The 18,013-nt window shown below is 63.7% G+C and carries 15 protein-coding genes; 8 read left to right on the plus strand and 7 right to left on the minus strand.

The window, feature by feature from the left end; all coding sequences use genetic code 11:
* Positions 1-6 precede the first annotated feature (6 nt).
* From ACSHWJ_RS11450 to lptM, 4 genes are read right to left on the minus strand one after another with little or no spacing between them, the layout of a single operon-like run.
* Positions 7-711: a DUF484 family protein gene (locus ACSHWJ_RS11450; protein ID WP_017364855.1), complete on the minus strand. Its 705-nt coding sequence runs from the start codon at positions 709-711 to the stop codon at positions 7-9.
* Positions 708-1,535 carry a diaminopimelate epimerase gene (gene dapF / locus ACSHWJ_RS11455; RefSeq protein WP_218797463.1) on the minus strand — a complete coding sequence of 276 codons (828 nt, stop codon included), beginning with the start codon at positions 1,533-1,535 and terminating at the stop codon, positions 708-710. Before dapF ends, ACSHWJ_RS11450 begins: the two co-directional genes overlap by 4 nt.
* Before the next feature lie 9 nt (positions 1,536-1,544).
* Entirely contained in the window at positions 1,545-2,792 is a 1,248-nt protein-coding gene (gene lysA / locus ACSHWJ_RS11460) for a diaminopimelate decarboxylase (protein WP_017364853.1), read from the minus strand.
* A gap of 7 nt (positions 2,793-2,799) precedes the next feature.
* Positions 2,800-2,928 carry an LPS translocon maturation chaperone LptM gene (lptM, locus tag ACSHWJ_RS11465; RefSeq protein WP_017364852.1) on the minus strand — a complete coding sequence of 43 codons (129 nt, stop codon included), beginning with the start codon at positions 2,926-2,928 and terminating at the stop codon, positions 2,800-2,802.
* Positions 2,929-3,021: 93 nt separating this feature from the next.
* Between lptM and mutY the strand changes: the two genes are divergently transcribed.
* Together mutY and ACSHWJ_RS11475 are read left to right on the plus strand one after the other, a co-directional pair.
* Positions 3,022-4,083, plus strand: coding sequence for an A/G-specific adenine glycosylase (gene mutY, locus ACSHWJ_RS11470; RefSeq protein WP_282213502.1), 1,062 nt, complete (start codon positions 3,022-3,024; stop codon positions 4,081-4,083).
* 15 nt (positions 4,084-4,098) lie between these two features.
* The gene (locus ACSHWJ_RS11475) at positions 4,099-4,371 is read left to right on the plus strand and encodes an oxidative damage protection protein (protein ID WP_010960176.1); all 273 of its coding nucleotides are present in this window, start codon (positions 4,099-4,101) and stop codon (positions 4,369-4,371) included.
* A gap of 79 nt (positions 4,372-4,450) precedes the next feature.
* Here ACSHWJ_RS11475 and ACSHWJ_RS11480 read toward each other — a convergent pair whose 3' ends face one another.
* The gene (locus ACSHWJ_RS11480; RefSeq protein WP_282213503.1) at positions 4,451-5,551 is read right to left on the minus strand and encodes a L,D-transpeptidase family protein; all 1,101 of its coding nucleotides are present in this window, start codon (positions 5,549-5,551) and stop codon (positions 4,451-4,453) included.
* An 8-nt stretch (positions 5,552-5,559) separates the two neighbouring features.
* A complete protein-coding gene (gene rdgC / locus ACSHWJ_RS11485) occupies positions 5,560-6,495 on the minus strand; it encodes a recombination-associated protein RdgC (RefSeq protein ID WP_432539853.1) in 936 nt (311 codons plus the stop codon).
* A gap of 131 nt (positions 6,496-6,626) precedes the next feature.
* On the opposite strand from rdgC, the gene ACSHWJ_RS11490 reads away from it, so the two are divergent.
* The 5 genes from ACSHWJ_RS11490 (at position 6,627) to htpG (ending at position 15,334) form a co-directional block, all read left to right on the plus strand.
* On the plus strand, positions 6,627-9,047 hold the full coding sequence (locus tag ACSHWJ_RS11490; protein WP_238536827.1) for a Lon protease family protein: 2,421 nt from the start codon (positions 6,627-6,629) through the stop codon (positions 9,045-9,047).
* A 68-nt stretch (positions 9,048-9,115) separates the two neighbouring features.
* A complete protein-coding gene (gene fdhE, locus ACSHWJ_RS11495) occupies positions 9,116-9,967 on the plus strand; it encodes a formate dehydrogenase accessory protein FdhE (RefSeq protein ID WP_282213505.1) in 852 nt (283 codons plus the stop codon).
* A 151-nt stretch (positions 9,968-10,118) separates the two neighbouring features.
* Positions 10,119-12,032 (plus strand): ATP-dependent zinc metalloprotease FtsH, encoded by a 1,914-nt coding sequence (gene ftsH / locus ACSHWJ_RS11500; RefSeq protein ID WP_010960172.1) that lies wholly within the window; start codon positions 10,119-10,121, stop codon positions 12,030-12,032.
* Between the two features lie 16 nt (positions 12,033-12,048).
* A complete protein-coding gene (locus ACSHWJ_RS11505; protein ID WP_432539852.1) occupies positions 12,049-13,071 on the plus strand; it encodes a sodium:calcium antiporter in 1,023 nt (340 codons plus the stop codon).
* Positions 13,072-13,429: 358 nt separating this feature from the next.
* Positions 13,430-15,334 carry a molecular chaperone HtpG gene (gene htpG, locus ACSHWJ_RS11510; protein ID WP_432539851.1) on the plus strand — a complete coding sequence of 635 codons (1,905 nt, stop codon included), beginning with the start codon at positions 13,430-13,432 and terminating at the stop codon, positions 15,332-15,334.
* A 52-nt stretch (positions 15,335-15,386) separates the two neighbouring features.
* Here htpG and ACSHWJ_RS11515 read toward each other — a convergent pair whose 3' ends face one another.
* Positions 15,387-16,676 (minus strand): citrate synthase, encoded by a 1,290-nt coding sequence (locus ACSHWJ_RS11515; protein ID WP_010960169.1) that lies wholly within the window; start codon positions 16,674-16,676, stop codon positions 15,387-15,389.
* Between the two features lie 553 nt (positions 16,677-17,229).
* Here ACSHWJ_RS11515 and ACSHWJ_RS11520 point away from each other — a divergent pair.
* The gene (locus ACSHWJ_RS11520; RefSeq protein ID WP_432539850.1) at positions 17,230-17,973 is read left to right on the plus strand and encodes a hypothetical protein; all 744 of its coding nucleotides are present in this window, start codon (positions 17,230-17,232) and stop codon (positions 17,971-17,973) included.
* Positions 17,974-18,013 lie beyond the last annotated feature (40 nt).

Raw genomic sequence — 18,013 nt, forward strand, 5'->3', positions numbered from 1 at the left:
GTGCATTCAGCGTTCGCGGTCGATCAGGGCGACGAGACGGGCGGCGACGATTTCCCCCATTTGCACCAGGAACAGATTGCCCATCTCCGGAGTGAACCGCCCGGCGTCGAAGCTGCCGATCGCCAACAGCCCCTTGATCCCGGCATGACAGAGGGGCACCAGGGCGCACGACGCCACGTCGGGCGCATCGGCACCGAAGAGAAACTCCAGCAAAGGTTCGGGGGGGGAGCCGCACACCGGCTCGCAGGAGGCCAGGAGGGGTTCGAGCAGGATGCTCACGGCCGGATCCGGCATCACGTGCAGATCACCGACCGCAGGATGGGCGACGGTGCGGAAAACCCTGACGGAAACGAAGTCGGCCTGAAATCCTTCGTGCAGGCTCCATTTCAGTCCCGCCAGCATGTCATCCACCGAAGCGGCATCCAGCAGAGTCAGCGTGAGGCGATGGAAACGGGCAAACAGCGCGTCGTTCTCCCGCGCGATCCTGAGAATGTCGTTCAACTGTCCCTGCTGCTTCCTGTTCTTCCCGCGCAGCAGCTCGATCTGGCGCGCCACCAGCGAAACCGCTTCACCACAGGGATGGGGCACATGCATGGACTCCAGCAGATCCAGCTGGTCGTGGAAAAAGTCCGGATGCTTCCACAGATAGTCCGCCACCTGGGACGCCGAGAGTTCCGCGCGCTCCGTGCGCCTGGCCTTCCCGAAGTTCATGTTGCCATCCTCCCCTCGAACACGGTAACTGCCGGGCCACTCAGGTAAACCGGCGTCCCCCTTCCCTGCCAGCCGATCCGCAGTGTGCCGCCCGGCAGGTCGATGCGCACGGGACTTTCCAGCGTCCCCTGCAATATGCCGACCACCGCGGCGGCACAGGCGCCACTGCCACAGGCCAGGGTTTCCCCCGTCCCACGCTCATAGACCCTGAGGCGCGCATGATGCAGGTCCAGGACCTGCATGAAACCGATGTTGGCGCGTTCGGGGAATAGCTCGTGCCGTTCCAGCACCGTGCCGACGCGCGCCACCGGCGCCTCGTCGACATCGGCTACCGTGATCACCGCATGGGGATTGCCCACGGAGACCGCGCCGAACCGCCAGTCCACGCCCTCGACGTTCACCGTGTAGACCAACCGCTCCCGATCCGCCAGCAGCGGGACCTCGGCAGGCGCATGGCGAGGCACTCCCATTTCGACCCTGACTTCACCGCCCGCCTCCAGCCACAGGACCATGCGGCCGGCCGCGGTTTCCACCCGGATCTCGTCGCGGTCGATGAGCCCCTTCTCGCGCACGAAGCGGGCAAAGCAGCGCGCGCCATTGCCACACTGCGAGACCTCTCCGCCGTCAGCGTTGAAAATCCGATAGCGGAAATCCACCTCGTCGGAAGCCGGCGGCTCCACCAGCAGGATCTGGTCGCAGCCTATGCCGTAATGCCGGTCGGCCAGCCGGCGCAATGCCGCCTCATCCAGGTTCACTGTCTGATGAATGGCATCGATCACGACGAAGTCGTTGCCCAGCCCCTGCATCTTGGTGAAACGCAGCATGACAGGCTCCTACGGCAGCAGCCGCTCACCGGCGAAAAGTCGAGCCACGTTCTCCCGCTCCCGGATCAGGTACACGGCGCTGCCATCCACCAGGATTTCGGCCGGCCGTGGCCGGGAGTTGTAATTCGAACTCATGCTGAAACCGTAGGCTCCGGCAGAGCGCACCGCCAACAGGTCGCCCGGGACCAGTCTCAGCTCGCGCGACTTGCCCAGGAAATCGCCGGTCTCGCAGACCGGTCCCACGACATCGTAGCTGTGCGACTCCACATCGTCACGTGGTGCGACCGGGACGATCTCCTGCCAGGCACCGTACAGCGCCGGGCGCAGGAGATCGTTCATCGCCGCGTCGACGATCGCGAAATGCTTGGTCTGATTGGCTTTGAGATATTCCACCCGGGTCAGCAAGATGCCGGCGTTACCGGCGACGGCACGGCCCGGCTCGATCAGGATTTCGAAATCGTGGCGGCCGAGCCGGCGGAAAAGCTGCTCGGCGTATTCCGTCGGATGCGGCGGATCCTCGTCGCGGTAACGGATACCCAGGCCGCCGCCCAGGTCCAGGTGACGGATCGCGATGCCTTCGCCGCGCAGCCGAGCGACCAGCGCCAGCACCCGTTCCAGCGCGTCGATGAACGGCATGGAACTGGTCAGCTGCGAACCGATGTGGCAATCGATGCCGACGACTTCCAGGTTGGGCATCCGCGCCGCACGGCGGTACTGCACGAGCGCCTCTTCCACTTCGATGCCGAACTTGTTCTCGCGCAGGCCGGTCGAGATGTAAGGGTGGGTGCCGGCATCGACGTCCGGATTCACCCGCAGCGACACCGGCGCCTTGACGCCGCGCTCGCCGGCCAGCCGGTCGAGCCGGTCGAGCTCTTCGGCCACCTCGACATTGAAGCAGCGGATGCCGGTATCCAGAGCGCGCGCCAACTCGTCCTCGCGCTTGCCGACGCCGGAGAACACCACTCTGGAAGGGTCGCCACCTGCCGCCAATACCCGTTCCAGCTCGCCGACCGAGACGATGTCGAAGCCCGACCCCAGCCGCGCCAGGAGATTCAGGATGGCGATGTTGGAGTTGGCCTTGACGGCATAGCAGACCAGATGCGGGCAGTCGCCCAGCGCAGCGTCGAAGGCATGCCAGTGCCGCTCCAGCGTGGCGCGGGAGTAAACGTAGCAGGGCGTTCCATGCTGTTCGGCGATGGCAGACAGCGGGACGTCCTCGACGTGGAGGATGCCGTCACGATAATTGAAATGATCCATGGAACCTTCAGGATTTCTGCTTTTCGGTCCGCGCCGGCTCGCGGTCTGGGAGATACAGCGGACCTTTCTGCCCGCAGGCGCTCGACAGCAAAGTCAGCGCCACGGTCAGCCAGAGGGCGGGATGATTCTTGCTCATACCGGGTGGTCCTGCGGAAATGGGGGAAATGGGGTTGAAAGACCTCATGCAAGGCCGGCATTCTAATGCAAACACCGCCCCCTGTAACGATTCGTGGCTTCCCCCCCTTTCTCCGCCTTCCAGCAAGCCGTACTCGACTGGTTCGATCTCGAGGGACGCCACGACCTGCCCTGGCAGCGTCCCCGCACGCCCTATCGGGTATGGATATCCGAGGTCATGCTGCAGCAGACCCAGGTCACCACCGTCATCGGCTATTTCGAGCGGTTCATGCGGCACTTCCCCCGTCTTGCGGTTCTGGCCGAAGCCGATCTCGATGAGGTCCTGGCGCTGTGGTCCGGCCTGGGCTATTACAGCCGCGCCCGCAATCTCCACCGTACCGCCCGCATCGTCACCGAGCGTCATGCCGGCGAACTGCCCGCCGATCCCGCGGTGCTGACAACCCTGCCCGGTATCGGCCGTTCCACGGCCGGCGCGATCTCGAGTCTGGGATTCGACCGCCGGGCGGCGATCCTCGACGGGAACGTCCGCCGGGTGCTGGCGCGCTGCCATGGCGTCGAAGGCTGGCCGGGGGCATCCAAAGTGGAAAAGGATCTGTGGCGACTGAGTGAGGAACTGACGCCTTCGACACGGTGCGCAGATTACAACCAGGCGATGATGGATCTGGGCGCGACGGTGTGCACGCGTAGCAGACCGGCCTGCGCCGACTGCCCCCTGGCCGGAACCTGCGTCGCGCGACGGCAAGGCCGGCAAACCGAACTGCCGGCGCCCCGCCGGACCGGTCCGGCGCCGGTACGATCGACCCTCATGCTGCTGATGGTCGATCCCGACAGGCGGGTGAGGCTGCAAAAACGCCCGCCCGCCGGAATCTGGGCGAACCTGTGGGCCTTTCCGGAATTCGACGGTCTAGAGGAACTGAATGCCTGGTTTGCGCTACACGGCATTCACGCCCACCGGCTTGAGCCCCTGCCGCCGCGCCGTCATACTTTCAGCCATTTCCATCTGGACTATACGCCAGTCATCGTTCACTGCGGTGTGGGCCACACGGGCGTCGAAGAAGCGGCGCAAGGTCTTTGGCACCCTCTGGGCGCCGAGATCGGGTTCGGCGTCCCGGCCCCGGTCCGCCGACTGCTGCATGAACTCGAACGAGTCATCTGAACACTGGAGAACACCATGGCGAGACGAATCATTTGCGCGAAACTCGGCATCGAAGCCGATGGGCTGGATGCCCCACCGTTTCCCGGCCCCCAAGGTCAGCGAATCTTCGAGCACGTGTCCAAAGAGGCCTGGCAGGACTGGCTCAAGCTGCAGACCATGCTGATCAACGAACACCGGCTGACGCCGTTCGAAGCCAGCGCCCGGAAGTTTCTGGAACAGGAGAGGGAGAAATTCCTGTTCGGCGGGGGTACCTCCACTCCCCAAGGCTACGTGCCGCCCAGGTCCTGACGTTTCTTTTCGATACGACGGGCATGAAAAGGGCCGTCGGAAGACGGCCCTTTTCATGTATCCGCTGGACGAAAACCATTCAGAAAAGGCTTTCGGTCGATGGACGTTCCTCGGCGCCGTAAGGGCCGGCGGGACCACCCATGGTCGGGGCTTCGATCTGGCTTTGGTCACGCGCGCCCGGTTCCACCCCGCCCGCCGGTGAATGCGGGGCTGCGGCCTCGAGCGGCGCGGCACCGGAAAGGCTGATGACGGTGGGAATGCCGGTGGGTTCTTCGACGGCCTTCCTCAACGCCGCCTCGTCGATGGCGACGGGATGGGTCGCGGTTTCCTTTTGGATCAAGCTCACCGCTTTGGCCATGAGGTCGGCGGAGCTCAGGCGGTCCTCGTCCAGCGATTCACTCACTTCGATGTAGAGCGTTTCACCCTGCCAGCCCAGCTTGACCGGCTGGTTCACGAGGTTGACCGGGGTGCCGACGGCAACCTCGGGAAACAGCTTGGCGACGTCTTCCGGGTACATGCGGATACAGCCGTGGGTCACTCGCATGCCGATGCCGTAGGACTTGTCCTGATCGGTCCCATGGATGAGATAACCGGGCACGCCCAGGCGCATGGCGAACTGGCCAAGGGGATTGTTGGGGCCGGCCGGGACGACGTCGGGCAGGATCTCGCCGTTCTTGGCATGCTCGGCCTTGATCGACGCCGGCGGGCGCCATACGGGATCCTTGACCTTGGCCACCACCTTGGTCAGACCCAGTGGCGACCGCCAGTCCATCCGGCCGATGCTGATGGGATAGGTCACGACCTTGGTCGGTTTGGCGCCCTTGCCGGCACTGGGATAGAAATACAAGCGCATCTCGGGGATGTTGACGACGATACCGTTGCGCGGCGCATCGGGCAGGATGAACTGCCGCGGCACCGTGACCCGGGTCCCCGCGCCCGGCAGCCAGCGATCGACCTTGGGATTGGCCATCACGATTTCATCCTGGCCCACGCTGTATTCCCTGGCGATGTCGATCAAGGTGTCTTCCTGCCTGGCCGGAACGTATTCGATCTGCCCGACCAGGTCCGAGCCGTCGGCCGGCAGCGGCAACACCTCGGCGCAGACCGCGGAAGACAGCAGTCCGCCCAGGGCAATCCAGGCGCACCGTTGCGCCGACGGGGTCATCCGATTCGCACTCATGCGCACTCTCAGCTTTTATTGTCCGCCATCACGGTTCGTTGGACGGCCTCACCGCCGAAGAGTTCGACGAGCCGTGCCAGAAATTGTGACAGTTCCAGCGTCATGATGGCAAAGTCCGCATCGAAACGCTCCACTTCGTCGGCCGCGTCGATTTCCGCCGCCTGTTCCTGGATCACATCCAGGAAACGCAGCTTCTTGATTCCCAGCGCATCGTCCAGGGTAAAGCTCAGTCGGTCGTTCCAGCTCACCGCCAGCCGCACGACTTCCTTGCCCGCATCGATGTGGTTGCGGATTTCCGGCGCCGACAGGTCCTGGCGGCGACAGCGGACGATGCCACCCTCTTCCTCCGGCGAGCGCAGCTCGCACTCGTCTTCGATGACGAGGTCCGGCGGCAGATCCTGCTCCAGCAGCCAGGTGGTCATCACCGCCGGCGGACGGCCTTGCGTCGCGACCGGCGCCACCGGCAAGGAACCGAGGGTCTGCCGCAGCAGGCTGACCAGTTCCTCCGCCTTCTTGACGCTGGCGCTGTCCACCACCAGCCATCCGCCGCGCGGATCGACATAGGCATAGGTCCGGCGCGTATGGCTGAACGCGCGCGGCAACAGGCTGTTAAACACCTCGTCGCGCAGATCGCGGCGCTCCTTGCGCCCGACCGGCGTCCCGCGTCGTGCTTCGATCTCCTCGGCCCGCTCCTCCAGCGCTTCGTTCACCACCGAGGCCGGAAGTATTTTTTCTTCTTTGAGCAGAGAGACCATCAGGTAGCCGTTGGCAGCATGCACCAACGGCAGATCGTCACGGCGCAGTGGCGGATGCCAGCCGGCGGCGGCCAGCTCCATGCTGCCGCAGGGTGCGAAGCGGCGGGCCACGAGGGCGTGTTCGAGTCGTTCAGCGGTGAGGGTGCAGGCTTCGGTGAATCGGTAGAGGACGAGGTTCTTGAACCACATGGCCAATCGTTCAAAAAGTGCGGGATTATCGGCGCAATCGGACCGGCTGTCACGGACGATGGGCCCGATTGCAGCCGCCGCCGGTTTGGCGGATCATGAGCCCTCCCGCAGTTCGTCGACAACAAGGAATCATGAACGGCCATCCCGCTGCGCTCCCCCCCGACCGTCTCCTTACCCCCTGCGATCCCGCCAGCTTCTGGTTCGAAACCACCGCCGAACTGGCGGATACCGACATCATCATCGGCCAGCCCCGCGCCCTGGAAGCCATCCAACTGGGCCTCAAAGTCGCTCAGAAAGGGTTCAACGTGTTCGTGCTGGGACCGCCCGGCAGCGGCAAACTGACCGCGGCGCGCGAACTCGCAGAACGCATCGCCGCCACCCAGCCACCGCCGAGCGACTGGTGCTACGTCAACAACTTCGCCAATCCCGCCCAGCCCAAGGCACTGCGCCTGCCGGCCGGCTGGGGACGGCACCTGGCGCACGACATGGAAGTGGTGGTCGAGGATCTGGTTTCCGCCCTCCCGGCAGCCTTCGAAGGCGAGGAATACCGCAGCCGCGCCGAAAAGATCGAACAGCAGGCGCGCGAGCGCGAAGCCGAGGCGGTCAACCGGCTACGGGCGGAGGCATTGCGGAGCCGCATCGCACTGATCGAGACCCCGACCGGCTTTGCCTTCGCTCCGATGCAGCGGGACCAGGACGAGATCATCAGCCCGGACCAGTTCCAGAACCTGTCGGACCAGGAACGCCAGGCCATCGAAACCACCGTCGCCGACCTGCAGCAGCAACTGCAGAAGATCCTCCGCCAGTTTCCGGCCTGGCGCAAAGAGGCGCGCGGAAAACTCAAGGCGCTCAACCGCGAAATCGCCGAATTCACGGTGTCCCATCAGTTCGCCGACCTCAAAGCACGCTATGCCAGCCTGCCCGGCGTGATCGAGTACCTGAACCTGGCCCAGGCCGACATCATCGAACACACAGAGTCGTTTCTCCCCAAGGCCGAAGGCGTCATCAGCCTGTTCGAAGGGCCGCAGAAAGCGCCGGCACAGCGCTACCGGATCAACCTGGTGGTCGATCACAGCGAACTCACCGCCGCACCGGTGGTGCAGGAAGATCTGCCCACCCACGGCAACCTGATCGGGCGGATCGAGCACCAGGCCCACATGGGAGCGCTGGTGACCGATTTCACCATGATCCGGCCGGGCGCCCTGCACAAAGCCAACGGTGGCTACCTGCTGCTCGATGCGCGCAAACTCCTGAGCCAGCCGTTCGCCTGGGAGACGCTGAAGCGCGCCCTGCATGCCGGCGAGATCCGCATCGAAGCGCTGGAACGCAGCCTCAGCCTCATCAGTACCACCAGCCTGGAACCGGAGCCGATCCCGCTGGATCTCAAGGTCATCCTGTTCGGCGAGCGCATGCTCTATTTCCTGCTGGACATCTATGACCCGGAATTCCCCGAGTTCTTCAAGATCGCCGCCGACTTCGAAGAGGTCCTGCCACGCGACGCGGATTCGATCGAACTGTACGCGCGGATGGTTGCCACCCTGGCCCGCCGCGAGAAACTGCGGCCGTTGCACCGGGAGGCGGTGGCCCGCATCGTCGAGCATGCCTCGCGGAGGACCGGCGACAGCGAGAAGCTGAGCGCGCATCTGCGCAGTCTGGCCGACCTGATGAGGGAGGCCGATTTCTATGCAGGCAGCGACGGACGCAACCTCATCACCGCAGCCGACGTCGAACACGCCATCAACCGCCGGATCTACCGCTCCGACCGCCTCCGCAACCGGGTCCAGGAAGCGATACGGCGGGGGCTGATCTTCGTTGACACCGAAGGTGCGGTAGCGGGCCAGATCAACGGCCTCTCCGTATTCCAGCTCAATGATTTCGCCTTCGGCCAGCCCTCGCGGATCACCGCCACCACCCGTCCCGGCAGCGGACGCATCCTGGACATCGAAAAAGAAACCGAGCTCGGCGGCGCCCTGCACAGCAAAGGCGTGCTGATCCTCGGCAATTTCCTCGCTTCGCGCTATTCCGGCGCCCAGGGCTTCTCGGTCGCCGCCAGCCTGGTGTTCGAGCAGTCTTACGGCGGCGTGGACGGCGACAGCGCTTCGCTGGCCGAGCTGTGCGCGGTGCTGTCCTCGATCGCCGAAGTGCCGATCCGGCAGAGTCTGGCCATCACCGGTTCGGTCGACCAGCACGGCCGGGTGCAGCCCATAGGCGGCGTGAACGAGAAGATCGAAGGCTTCTTCGACGTCTGCGCGGCGCGCGGCCTGACCGGCGACCACGGCGTGATCATCCCGGCGGCCAACGTCGTGCACCTGATGCTGCGGCGGGACGTGGTGCAGGCCGCGGCCGAAGGGAAATTCCACGTCTATGCGGTGTCTCAAGTCGACGAGGCGCTGGAACTCCTCACCGGCATCCCGGTGGGTCGGCGTGACGAAACCGGCGTGTTCCCGGAAGGTTCGCTGAACAGGAAGGTGGAAGAACGGCTCAAGGACTTCGCCGCGGTGCTGCGCAGCCTGCAGAAGAGCGGCGAAGAGACGGGCGGGGAGAAACATTGACTGCGCCGGCCGGACGATTTCCTGCGATCATCTGACGGTGTTTCGAATCGCACGCAATACCTCCTTCCATGGAAAGCAACCGTTTCACCGGCAGCGGCGCCGAAATCCCCGCCGTCCTCGTCCCATCCACCGACGGCCCGTTCCGCCATCGCGCAGCCCGCTTCCGCGATCTGGCCCGGTCCCGGTCCTCGCTGGCCGGCTACCTGAACCTCATGGCCGACCTGGCCGAGATTCAGGCCGGCCTCTGGAACGATGCAGCCGCCGCGCTGCCGCTGGACATGGCCGGGCTGCCGGAAAATCCGGCATGGCGCGCCACGCTGCGGTCGATCGCCGACCGGCTGACTCCGGGGGAGCCTGGGCTCGCCTCATTGCTGAACAAGATCCGGCAGGCGACGGACCAGGAGCTGGCAACCTGGGGGAACGGCGTCCTGGCCGGCGATTTCGACCGCACCGATGCCGGGATCACGCCTCTCGTAGCCGCGGCCCTGCAGATCCACATGACTTCGTTTGCTTCCCGCCAGGAGAAAGAAGGACTCGGCCCGACGCGAAACGACGCCACCTGCCCGGTTTGCGGCTCCCTGCCGGTCGCCTCCGTCCGGCAGACGGGCGGGGCGGTCCACGGCCTGCGCTACCTGGTCTGCGGCCTGTGCGGGTGCGAATGGCACCGGCTGCGCATCCAGTGCACCCACTGCGGCTCCAGCAAGGAAGTGGCCTACTTCGCGATCGAGGGCGGGAGCGATGCCGTGAAGGCGGAAGGCTGCGGCGACTGCATGACCTACGTGAAGATCATGGATCGCGACAAGGACGCCGCCGTCGATCCCTTCGCCGACGACATCGCCAGCCTGGCTGTGGACCTGCTCATGGCCGAGGAGGGTTACCGGCGGCTGGGTTTCAATCCGCTGCTGGTGCCCGGCGGCTGATGCGAGAGACCCTACCCAAAATGGCCATGGCGGAAAACCGGCGTAGCCGGGGGCGATCGGCCCTGGCAGCAATCCGATCATACAAGCACTAGAATTTCCCCACCGGAACTCACCGTCCCGGCCGTCATGCAGCCTTAACCGGAGACTCCCCATGGCCAAACACTCCCAGCATTCCTCCCCTCCCCGCAAGCTGTTCGATACTTTGAACGATCTCTGGCAGCGGGCGAAAAGCGAGGCCGGCCTCTCGGCCGAAGGTCCCGAGGGCACCCGCCGCCGCAACAACCTGATTCTGTATCTGTTGCTGGTGCTGTCCACCCTGTACCTGCTGAACGGGTATCAGACTCTGCGCAACGAGGAAATTCCCTACAGCGAATTCCTGAAAGCGGTGGCCGAAGGCAGAGTGGAACAGGCCGTGGTCACCGAGCAGACCATTTCGGGCACCCTCAAGCCCGAAGCCGAGGGTGAATCGACCCGGCCCTTCATCACTGTGCCACTGTGGAACCACGAACTCGCCGCGGAACTGGAAAAAAAGGGCGTGAAATACACGGTCCGCTATGGCAGTAACTGGTTCAGCAGCCTGATCTTCAACTGGATCGTCCCCATCGTTCTGCTCACCCTGTTCTGGACCTGGATGGCGCGGCGCATGACCGGGGGGAGGGGATTCCTGAGCATCGGCAAGAAGACCCGGATCCAGGCCGACACCGCCGCCAAAGTCACGTTCGGCGACGTGGCCGGCGCCGACGAAGCCAAGCAGGAGCTGCGGGAGACCATCGAGTTCCTGCAGAACCCCACCCGCATCCAGAGCCTGGGCGGACGCATGCCCAAGGGCGTGCTGCTGGTCGGCCCACCCGGCACCGGCAAGACTCTCCTGGCCCGCGCCGTCGCCGGCGAAGCCGGGGTCCCGTTCTTCAACATCAGCGGCTCGGAGTTTATCGAACTGTTCGTGGGGGTCGGTGCCGCACGTGTCCGCGACTTGTTCGAACAGGCCCGTCAGAATGCCCCGTGCATCATCTTCATCGACGAGCTGGATGCCATCGGCCGATCCCGCGGCGGTCCGGTGGTGATGGGTGGCCACGACGAGCGCGAGCAGACCCTCAACCAGCTGCTGACCGAGATGGACGGCTTCGACCCCTCGGTCGGCGTCGCCGTGATGGCCGCCACCAACCGTCCGGAAATCCTGGACAAGGCTCTGCTCCGCTCCGGTCGCTTCGACCGCCAGATCGTTGTGGACAAGCCGGGGCTGGAGGACCGGGTTTCGATCCTCAAACTGCATACCCGGAAGATGAAACTGGCAGCGGATGTCGATCTACGTGTGGTCGCCCAGCGCACACCCGGCTTCGTCGGCGCCGATCTGGCAAACGCCGCCAACGAGGCCGCCATCATCGCCGTACGCGCGAACAAGGCCGCCATCGGCATGGCGGACTTCGAGGCTGCCATCGACCGTATCCTGGCGGGTCCGGAGAAGAAGAGCCGGCTGCTCAACGATGCAGAGAAGCACCGCGTGGCCGTCCACGAATCCGGCCACGCCCTGGTCGCCGAAATCGTGCCGACCGGCCAACCCGTGCACAAGGTGTCGATCATTCCCCGCGGCGCCGCTGCCCTGGGATTCACCCTGCAGCTTCCGGTGGAAGAGAAATTTTTGTCGACCGAGCAGGAACTGAAGGATCAGATCGCCATCCTCCTGGGCGGCCGCACTGCGGAGGAGCTGGTGTTCGGCGAATCCTCCAGCGGCGCCCAGAACGACCTGGAAAAGGCTTCCGAGATCGCCCGCACCATGGTTTGCAGCCTCGGAATGAGCAAGGTGCTCGGTCCCCTCACCTACGGCCGGCGTCAGCAGCTCGCCTACCTCAGCGTCGAAGGCGCCGAGGAACGCAACTTCAGCGAGGAAACGGCACGGCTGATCGACAACGAGGTTCGGAAACTGATCGAGGAAGGCTTGCAGCGCGTGCGCGAAATCCTCACCCACCACCGCGTCACACTGGACAGGCTCGCCGCCCTGCTCCGGGAAAAGGAAGTCGTGAGCGGGGAAGACGTCAAAGCGGTGATCCGCGAAGCGGCATCCTAGCGAACAAGGCCGCCGAGTGGCTGCACCGGAACTGCTGATTCCCTGGGCGGACTTCCTGCTCTGCGTCGCGCTCATCGCCGTCGCGGGAAACCGGCTCTCCCGTTACGGCGATGTGATCGCAGAAAAAACCGGTCTGTCCGGGAGCTGGATCGGTCTCATCCTGCTGGCGACGGCGACATCCCTGCCGGAACTGATCACCGGTGCCAGCGCCGTGACCGCCGCCGGGGCGCCCGACATCGCCGCGGGCGACGTGCTGGGAAGCTGTGTCTTCAACCTCGTCATCCTCGTCGCCCTGGATTTCCTGCACCGCCACGAATCGGTCTACCGCCGCGCCAGTCAGGGCCATTTGCTCTCGGCGGGCTTCGGTATCATCCTGCTCGGCCTGGTGGGGCTCAACCTGCTGCTGGCCGACAAGCACATCGTTCCGACGCTGGGCTGGGTCGGACTTTACTCCCCGCTGCTCGGCCTGCTGTACCTGTTTTCGATGCGTGCCGTGTTCCTTTATGAACGCGAGCAAATGGCGGCCTTCACGGAAGACATGACCGAACAGTATCCCGGCATCCGTCTGCGCCGGGCGGTGACGTGGTATGTTGCCGCGGCTGCCGTGGTCGTCGGCGGGGGTGTCTGGCTGCCTTCCATCGGCACGACGCTGGCCGAAGTCATGGGCTGGAACAAGAGCTTCGTCGGCACCCTGTTCGTCGCAGCCGCCACTTCGATGCCGGAACTGAGCGTCACGATCGGGGCAGTGCGCATCCGGGCTGTCGACATGGCCATCGCCAATCTGCTGGGCAGCAATCTGTTCGACCTGTGTATCCTTGCCATTGACGACCTGGTCTACCTGCCCGGACCGCTGCTGTCGCATGTGTCGTCGGTCCACGCCCTCTCGGCCTTCTCGGCCATGGTCATGACCGGCATATTCATCGTGGGTCTCCTCTACCGCGCCGGCACCCGGCTGTTCAAAACCGTCGGCTGGGTCAGCATCGCCCTGCTGCTGGTATACCTGGGCAATGCCTACATACTTTACCTTTACGACAAGTGATCTGCTTCCGACTGACCTTCCCTCGGTCTTTCGTCTTCCGAGCGGTGGGGTTCGTGCCACCTGTTTTTCCTGAGCCCGGGCTGCGGACCCGTCCCGCATGAACCGCTCCGGCGATTCGTGACCCGAAGTCGAGTGCCGGCGCTCGCGGAGGTAGAACGCCATCGCCTTCACGGCTGCGCGTGTCGCAGGGCGCTCACCGTCAATCCGCTCGCTCCCGGAAGTGTGAGCGTGATTCTACGTCACCGCCGGAAGACCATTTTCCAGGGAAGGTCATGGTATTGAAATCCTGATCGGGCGCCTCCACTTCGGTGAGCGCAAAAACATCCATCCCTATTTCCGCAGAAGGAAGCACACCGCCATGACCGAAGCCGAAAACCGTGTCACTTTGGGCTTCGAAGCAGAAGTCAAACAACTGCTTCACCTCATGATCCACTCCCTGTACGGCAACAAGGAAATTTTCCTGCGCGAGCTGATCTCCAACGCCTCCGACGCCGCCGACAAGCTGCGCTTCAGTGCGCTGGGCAACGATGCGCTGTACGAAGGCGACAGCCGGCTGCGGGTGCGGATCGAGTTCGACAAAGCCGCCCGCACGCTGAGCATCAGCGATAACGGTATCGGCATGACGCGCGAGGAAGTGCAGCACAACATCGGCACGATCGCCCGTTCCGGCACCCGGCATTTCTTCGAGTCGCTGACCGGCGACGAAGCCAAGGACAGCCAGTTGATCGGCCAGTTCGGCGTGGGCTTCTATTCCGCATTCATCGTGGCCGACAAAGTGGTGCTGGAAACCCGCAAGGCCGGCGTTCCGGCCGAGGAAGGCGTGCGCTGGGAATCGTCCGGCGAAGGCAGTTACACCCTGGAAACCCTGACGCGACCCGAACGCGGCACCCGCGTGACCCTGCACCTGCGCGAAGGCGAGGACGAGTTCCTGGACGGCTGGAAACTCCGTGCCATCGTCCGCAAGTTCTCCGACCACATCTCTCTGCCCATCGAAATGAAGCGGGAAACCGGTGAGCCGAAGGAGGGCGAGGAAGCGCCCGCCGAGGTCTGGGAAACGGTCAACAGCGCCTCCGCATTGTGGGCCAAGAACCGCGACGAAATCACCGACGAAGCCTACAACGAGTTCTACAAGCACGTCTCGCACGACTTCCAGGAACCGCTGGCCCGCGTCCACAGCCGGGTCGAGGGCACCAACGAGTACACCCTGCTGCTCTATATCCCCAAGCACGCGCCGTTCGATCTGTGGGACCGCGATTCCAAGCGCGGGGTCAAGCTGTACGTCCGTAAAGTCTTCATCATGGAGGATTCGGACAAGCTGATGCCGCGGTACCTGCGCTTCGTCCGCGGCGTGATCGATTCCGACAGCCTGCCGCTCAACGTTTCGCGTGAAATCCTCCAGGAAAACAAACAACTGGAGAAAATCCGCGGCGGCGCGGTAAAGAAGGTGCTGGGACTCCTGGAAGACCTGGCGAACAACGAGCCCGAAAAGTACCAGGCGTTCTGGAAGGAATTCGGTCAGGTGCTGAAGGAGGGCCTGATCGAGGACTTCGCCAACAAAGACCGCCTCGCCAAGTTGCTGCGCTTCAGTTCCACCCACACCGACAGCGAGGAACAGACCGTCACCCTGGACGAATACGTCTCCCGCATGAAGGAAGGCCAGGACAAGATCTATTTCGTCTCGGCCGAGAGTTTCGGAGCCGCCAGGAACAGTCCGCACCTGGAAATCTTCCGCAAGAAGGACATCGAGGTGCTGCTGTTGAGCGACCGCATCGACGAATGGCTGGTCAGCTACCTCACCGAATACGAAGGCAAGCCGCTGCAGTCGGTGGCGCGGGGCGACCTGGACCTCGGCAAGCTGGAAGGCGAGGAAGAGAAAGCCGAAGCCGCCGCCGAGAAGGAGGCATTCGCGCCGCTGACCGAACGACTGAAAAAGGCGCTGGAAGCCAAGGTGAACGACGTCCGCCTCAGCCATCGTCTGACCGATTCACCGGCCTGTCTGATTTCCGAATCCTACGGCATGAGCCGGACCATGGAACGGATCATGAAATCCGCGGGCCAGAACGTTCCCGGCAGCAAGCCGATCCTGGAGATCAATCCCCACCACGGCCTGATCGCGCGTCTGAACACGGAAGCCGACGAAACGCGTTTCCAGGATCTCGCCTCGCTGCTGCTCGACCAGGCCGTGCTGGCCGAGGGCGGCCAGCTCGACGACCCGGCAGAGTTCGTGCACAAGCTGAACGGTCTGTTGCAAAGCCTGCTCTGAAATCCCGTCCTCCCCCGCCCTGCGGCGAACGCCGAAGGAGCGGGGCCCCCCTTCAACGCTGGGCGATGGGCACGTAGGGACGTTGTCTTTCGCCGATGTAGATCTGGCGGGGCCGGGCGATCCGCATGCCCGGATCCTCCAGCATCTCCTTCCAGTGCGCGATCCAGCCCGGCAGCCGGCCGAGCGCGAACATCACCGTGAACATGTTGGTCGGGATCTTCAACGCCCGGTAGATGATGCCGGAATAGAAGTCGACGTTCGGATAGAGCTTGCGTTCGATGAAATAGGGATCGGTCAGCGCCACCTCTTCCAACCCCTTGGCGATTTCCAGGATGGGATCGTCGATACCCAAATAATTGAGCACTTCATCACAATACTTCTTGAGAATCTGGGCACGGGGGTCGTAGCTCTTGTATACCCGGTGACCGAATCCCATCAGCCGGTACGGATCGTTCTTGTCCTTGGCCCGTTCGATGTATTTCTTGTAGCAGCCGCCGGCACGGTGGATTTCCTCCAGCATCTCGATGACGGCCTGGTTGGCCCCGCCGTGGAGCGGCCCCCACAGCGCACAGATGCCGGCGGAGATCGCCGCGAACAGATTGGCCTTGGACGACCCCACCATGCGTACCGTGGAGGTGGAACAGTTCTGCTCGTGATCGGCATGGAGGATGAACAGCACGTCCAGCACCTTGCGGATCAGCTCGTCCGGTACATAGCCGCGCATCGGCCGGGTGAACATCATATGCAGGAAATTGGAGATGTAATCCAGCTCCGGCCGGGTATAAACGAAGGCCTCGCCCACCGATCGCTTGTAGGCGAAGGCGGCCAGCACCCGCACCTTGGACAGGAGCCTCGAAATGGTTTCGTCGCGCTCGTCGATGGTCTGGTCCGGTTTCAGCAACTCGGGGTGATAGACCGAGAGCGAGCAGACCATGGAGGAGAGGATCGCCATCGGGTGGGCATGGCCGGGATACGAGGTGAAGAAGCTCTTCATGTCCTCGTGGATCAGCGAGTGGTGATGAATCTTCTCCTTGAACCTTGCATACTGCTCCACCGTGGGCAGCTGGCCGTAGATCAAGAGATAGCTCACCTCGACGAAGGTCGACTTCTCGCAGAGTTCGGCGATGTCGATGCCACGGTAGCGCAGGATGCCTTGCTCGCCGTCGATGAAGGTGATGGCCGACAGACAGGAGCCGGTATTGCCGTAGCCGGGATCGAGCGTGATATAGCCGGTCTGGGCACGCAGCTTCGTGATGTCGATCGCTTTCTCTCCCTCGGTGCCCTCGATCACCGGGACTTCCACGACGCTTTCGTTCAGTTCAAGTTTGGCAAAATTCGACATAAGGAATCCATGTTTTGGGATAGCTATTCAGACTCTGTTCTTAGCGCCGGGGCCTGGAAAAACCTCTTCCGCCGCTGCTGCGCACACCGCTACTGCTCACCGTGCGGTGACTGTATCTTGTCCGGGAAGCGGACGCACTTGGCGTGATCTTAACATTCCTTTTGCGCGTACTGGACTTCATCGGTTAGGGTTACGGACCGCCGCGCCCCGTCGAGCGCTTACGGACATCGCCGGGAGCCGGACACCGCGGCCCGTCTTGACCGACGAACGAGACACCAGGAGGAAACGGGTGGGAAGCATCGGGACCGACCTTTTGCCGATTGCACTCATGGTGATGCTCGCGCCCGTGGCGGCGCTCTCGGATACCCATCGTCGTCGCGGAGGTCATTCCGGGCGTCCTCGTCGGGCCGAAGGCACCGCACCTGGTGGAACCTTCGCCGGCAAATTCGGCTGGACATCGTCATGGGCGCACTTGCCTCGGGCATGGTCGTTGGTCTCACCAGCAAAGGACCGGGCGGTGATGTGCGGAGGTCCAAGCCGGAAATCATCGGGTATGGCTTTCTGGTTCCCGATATTCTTCGTCACGGCCGGCATTCATTTCGATCTCGACGCCCTGTGGACGAGTCCGCTCGCACCGCTCCAGATCATGATTCTGCCGGCATTGCTCGTCCTGGTGCGCGGCTTTCCCTCGTTCGTTCATCGCCGCAGCCCGTCGCCCGCGGACCTCGTGTCGCCGGAACGTGCGACCGCCGTGGACAGCTCAGGAATGGTCTCTGTGCCGGCCTTCCCCATTCTGGCCGGCAGGCTGCGAATGAGACTCGGCCTGTCGACAAGAGGATTCCGATACATCTGCCATGAGGAACGCACGTTCATGAAAACCCCTCTCCGTTTCGCCTGTCTGGCCCTTGCCATCCTACCGTTGCAGCCGTCCTTTCCCGCTTTCGGCGCCGATGTCCCTGAGGAATCACCGTCGATCGAGGACATCGGAGAGAAAATGAAGGAAACCGCCCGGGCGATCGGCGACTACTCTTCACGGAAAGGGAACGAAGCCGCCGACGCCCTGAAATACGGATTCAGCGAACTGAAATCCAGGACCGGCGAACAATGGCAGCGGGTCGAGGAGGCGGCACGGGACACGTCGAAGGAGGCGCTCGATCAGACCGCGACGCAGGCGGAACGCCTCAAGAGCGGCTCGCAGGATGCCTGGAGCCATATCCGGAAAGGGTTTTCCGACGCGTTTTCCTCCTTCCGGCGGGCTTGGGACAAAGACCGGCAGGACGGCGGCTCGAACGAATGAATCGGGTTATCGCAGCCGTGGTGACTCATGCAGTACCATC

It is taken from the genome of Methylococcus sp. S1M (genome assembly GCF_051295855.1).
Classification (GTDB): domain Bacteria; phylum Pseudomonadota; class Gammaproteobacteria; order Methylococcales; family Methylococcaceae; genus Methylococcus; species Methylococcus capsulatus.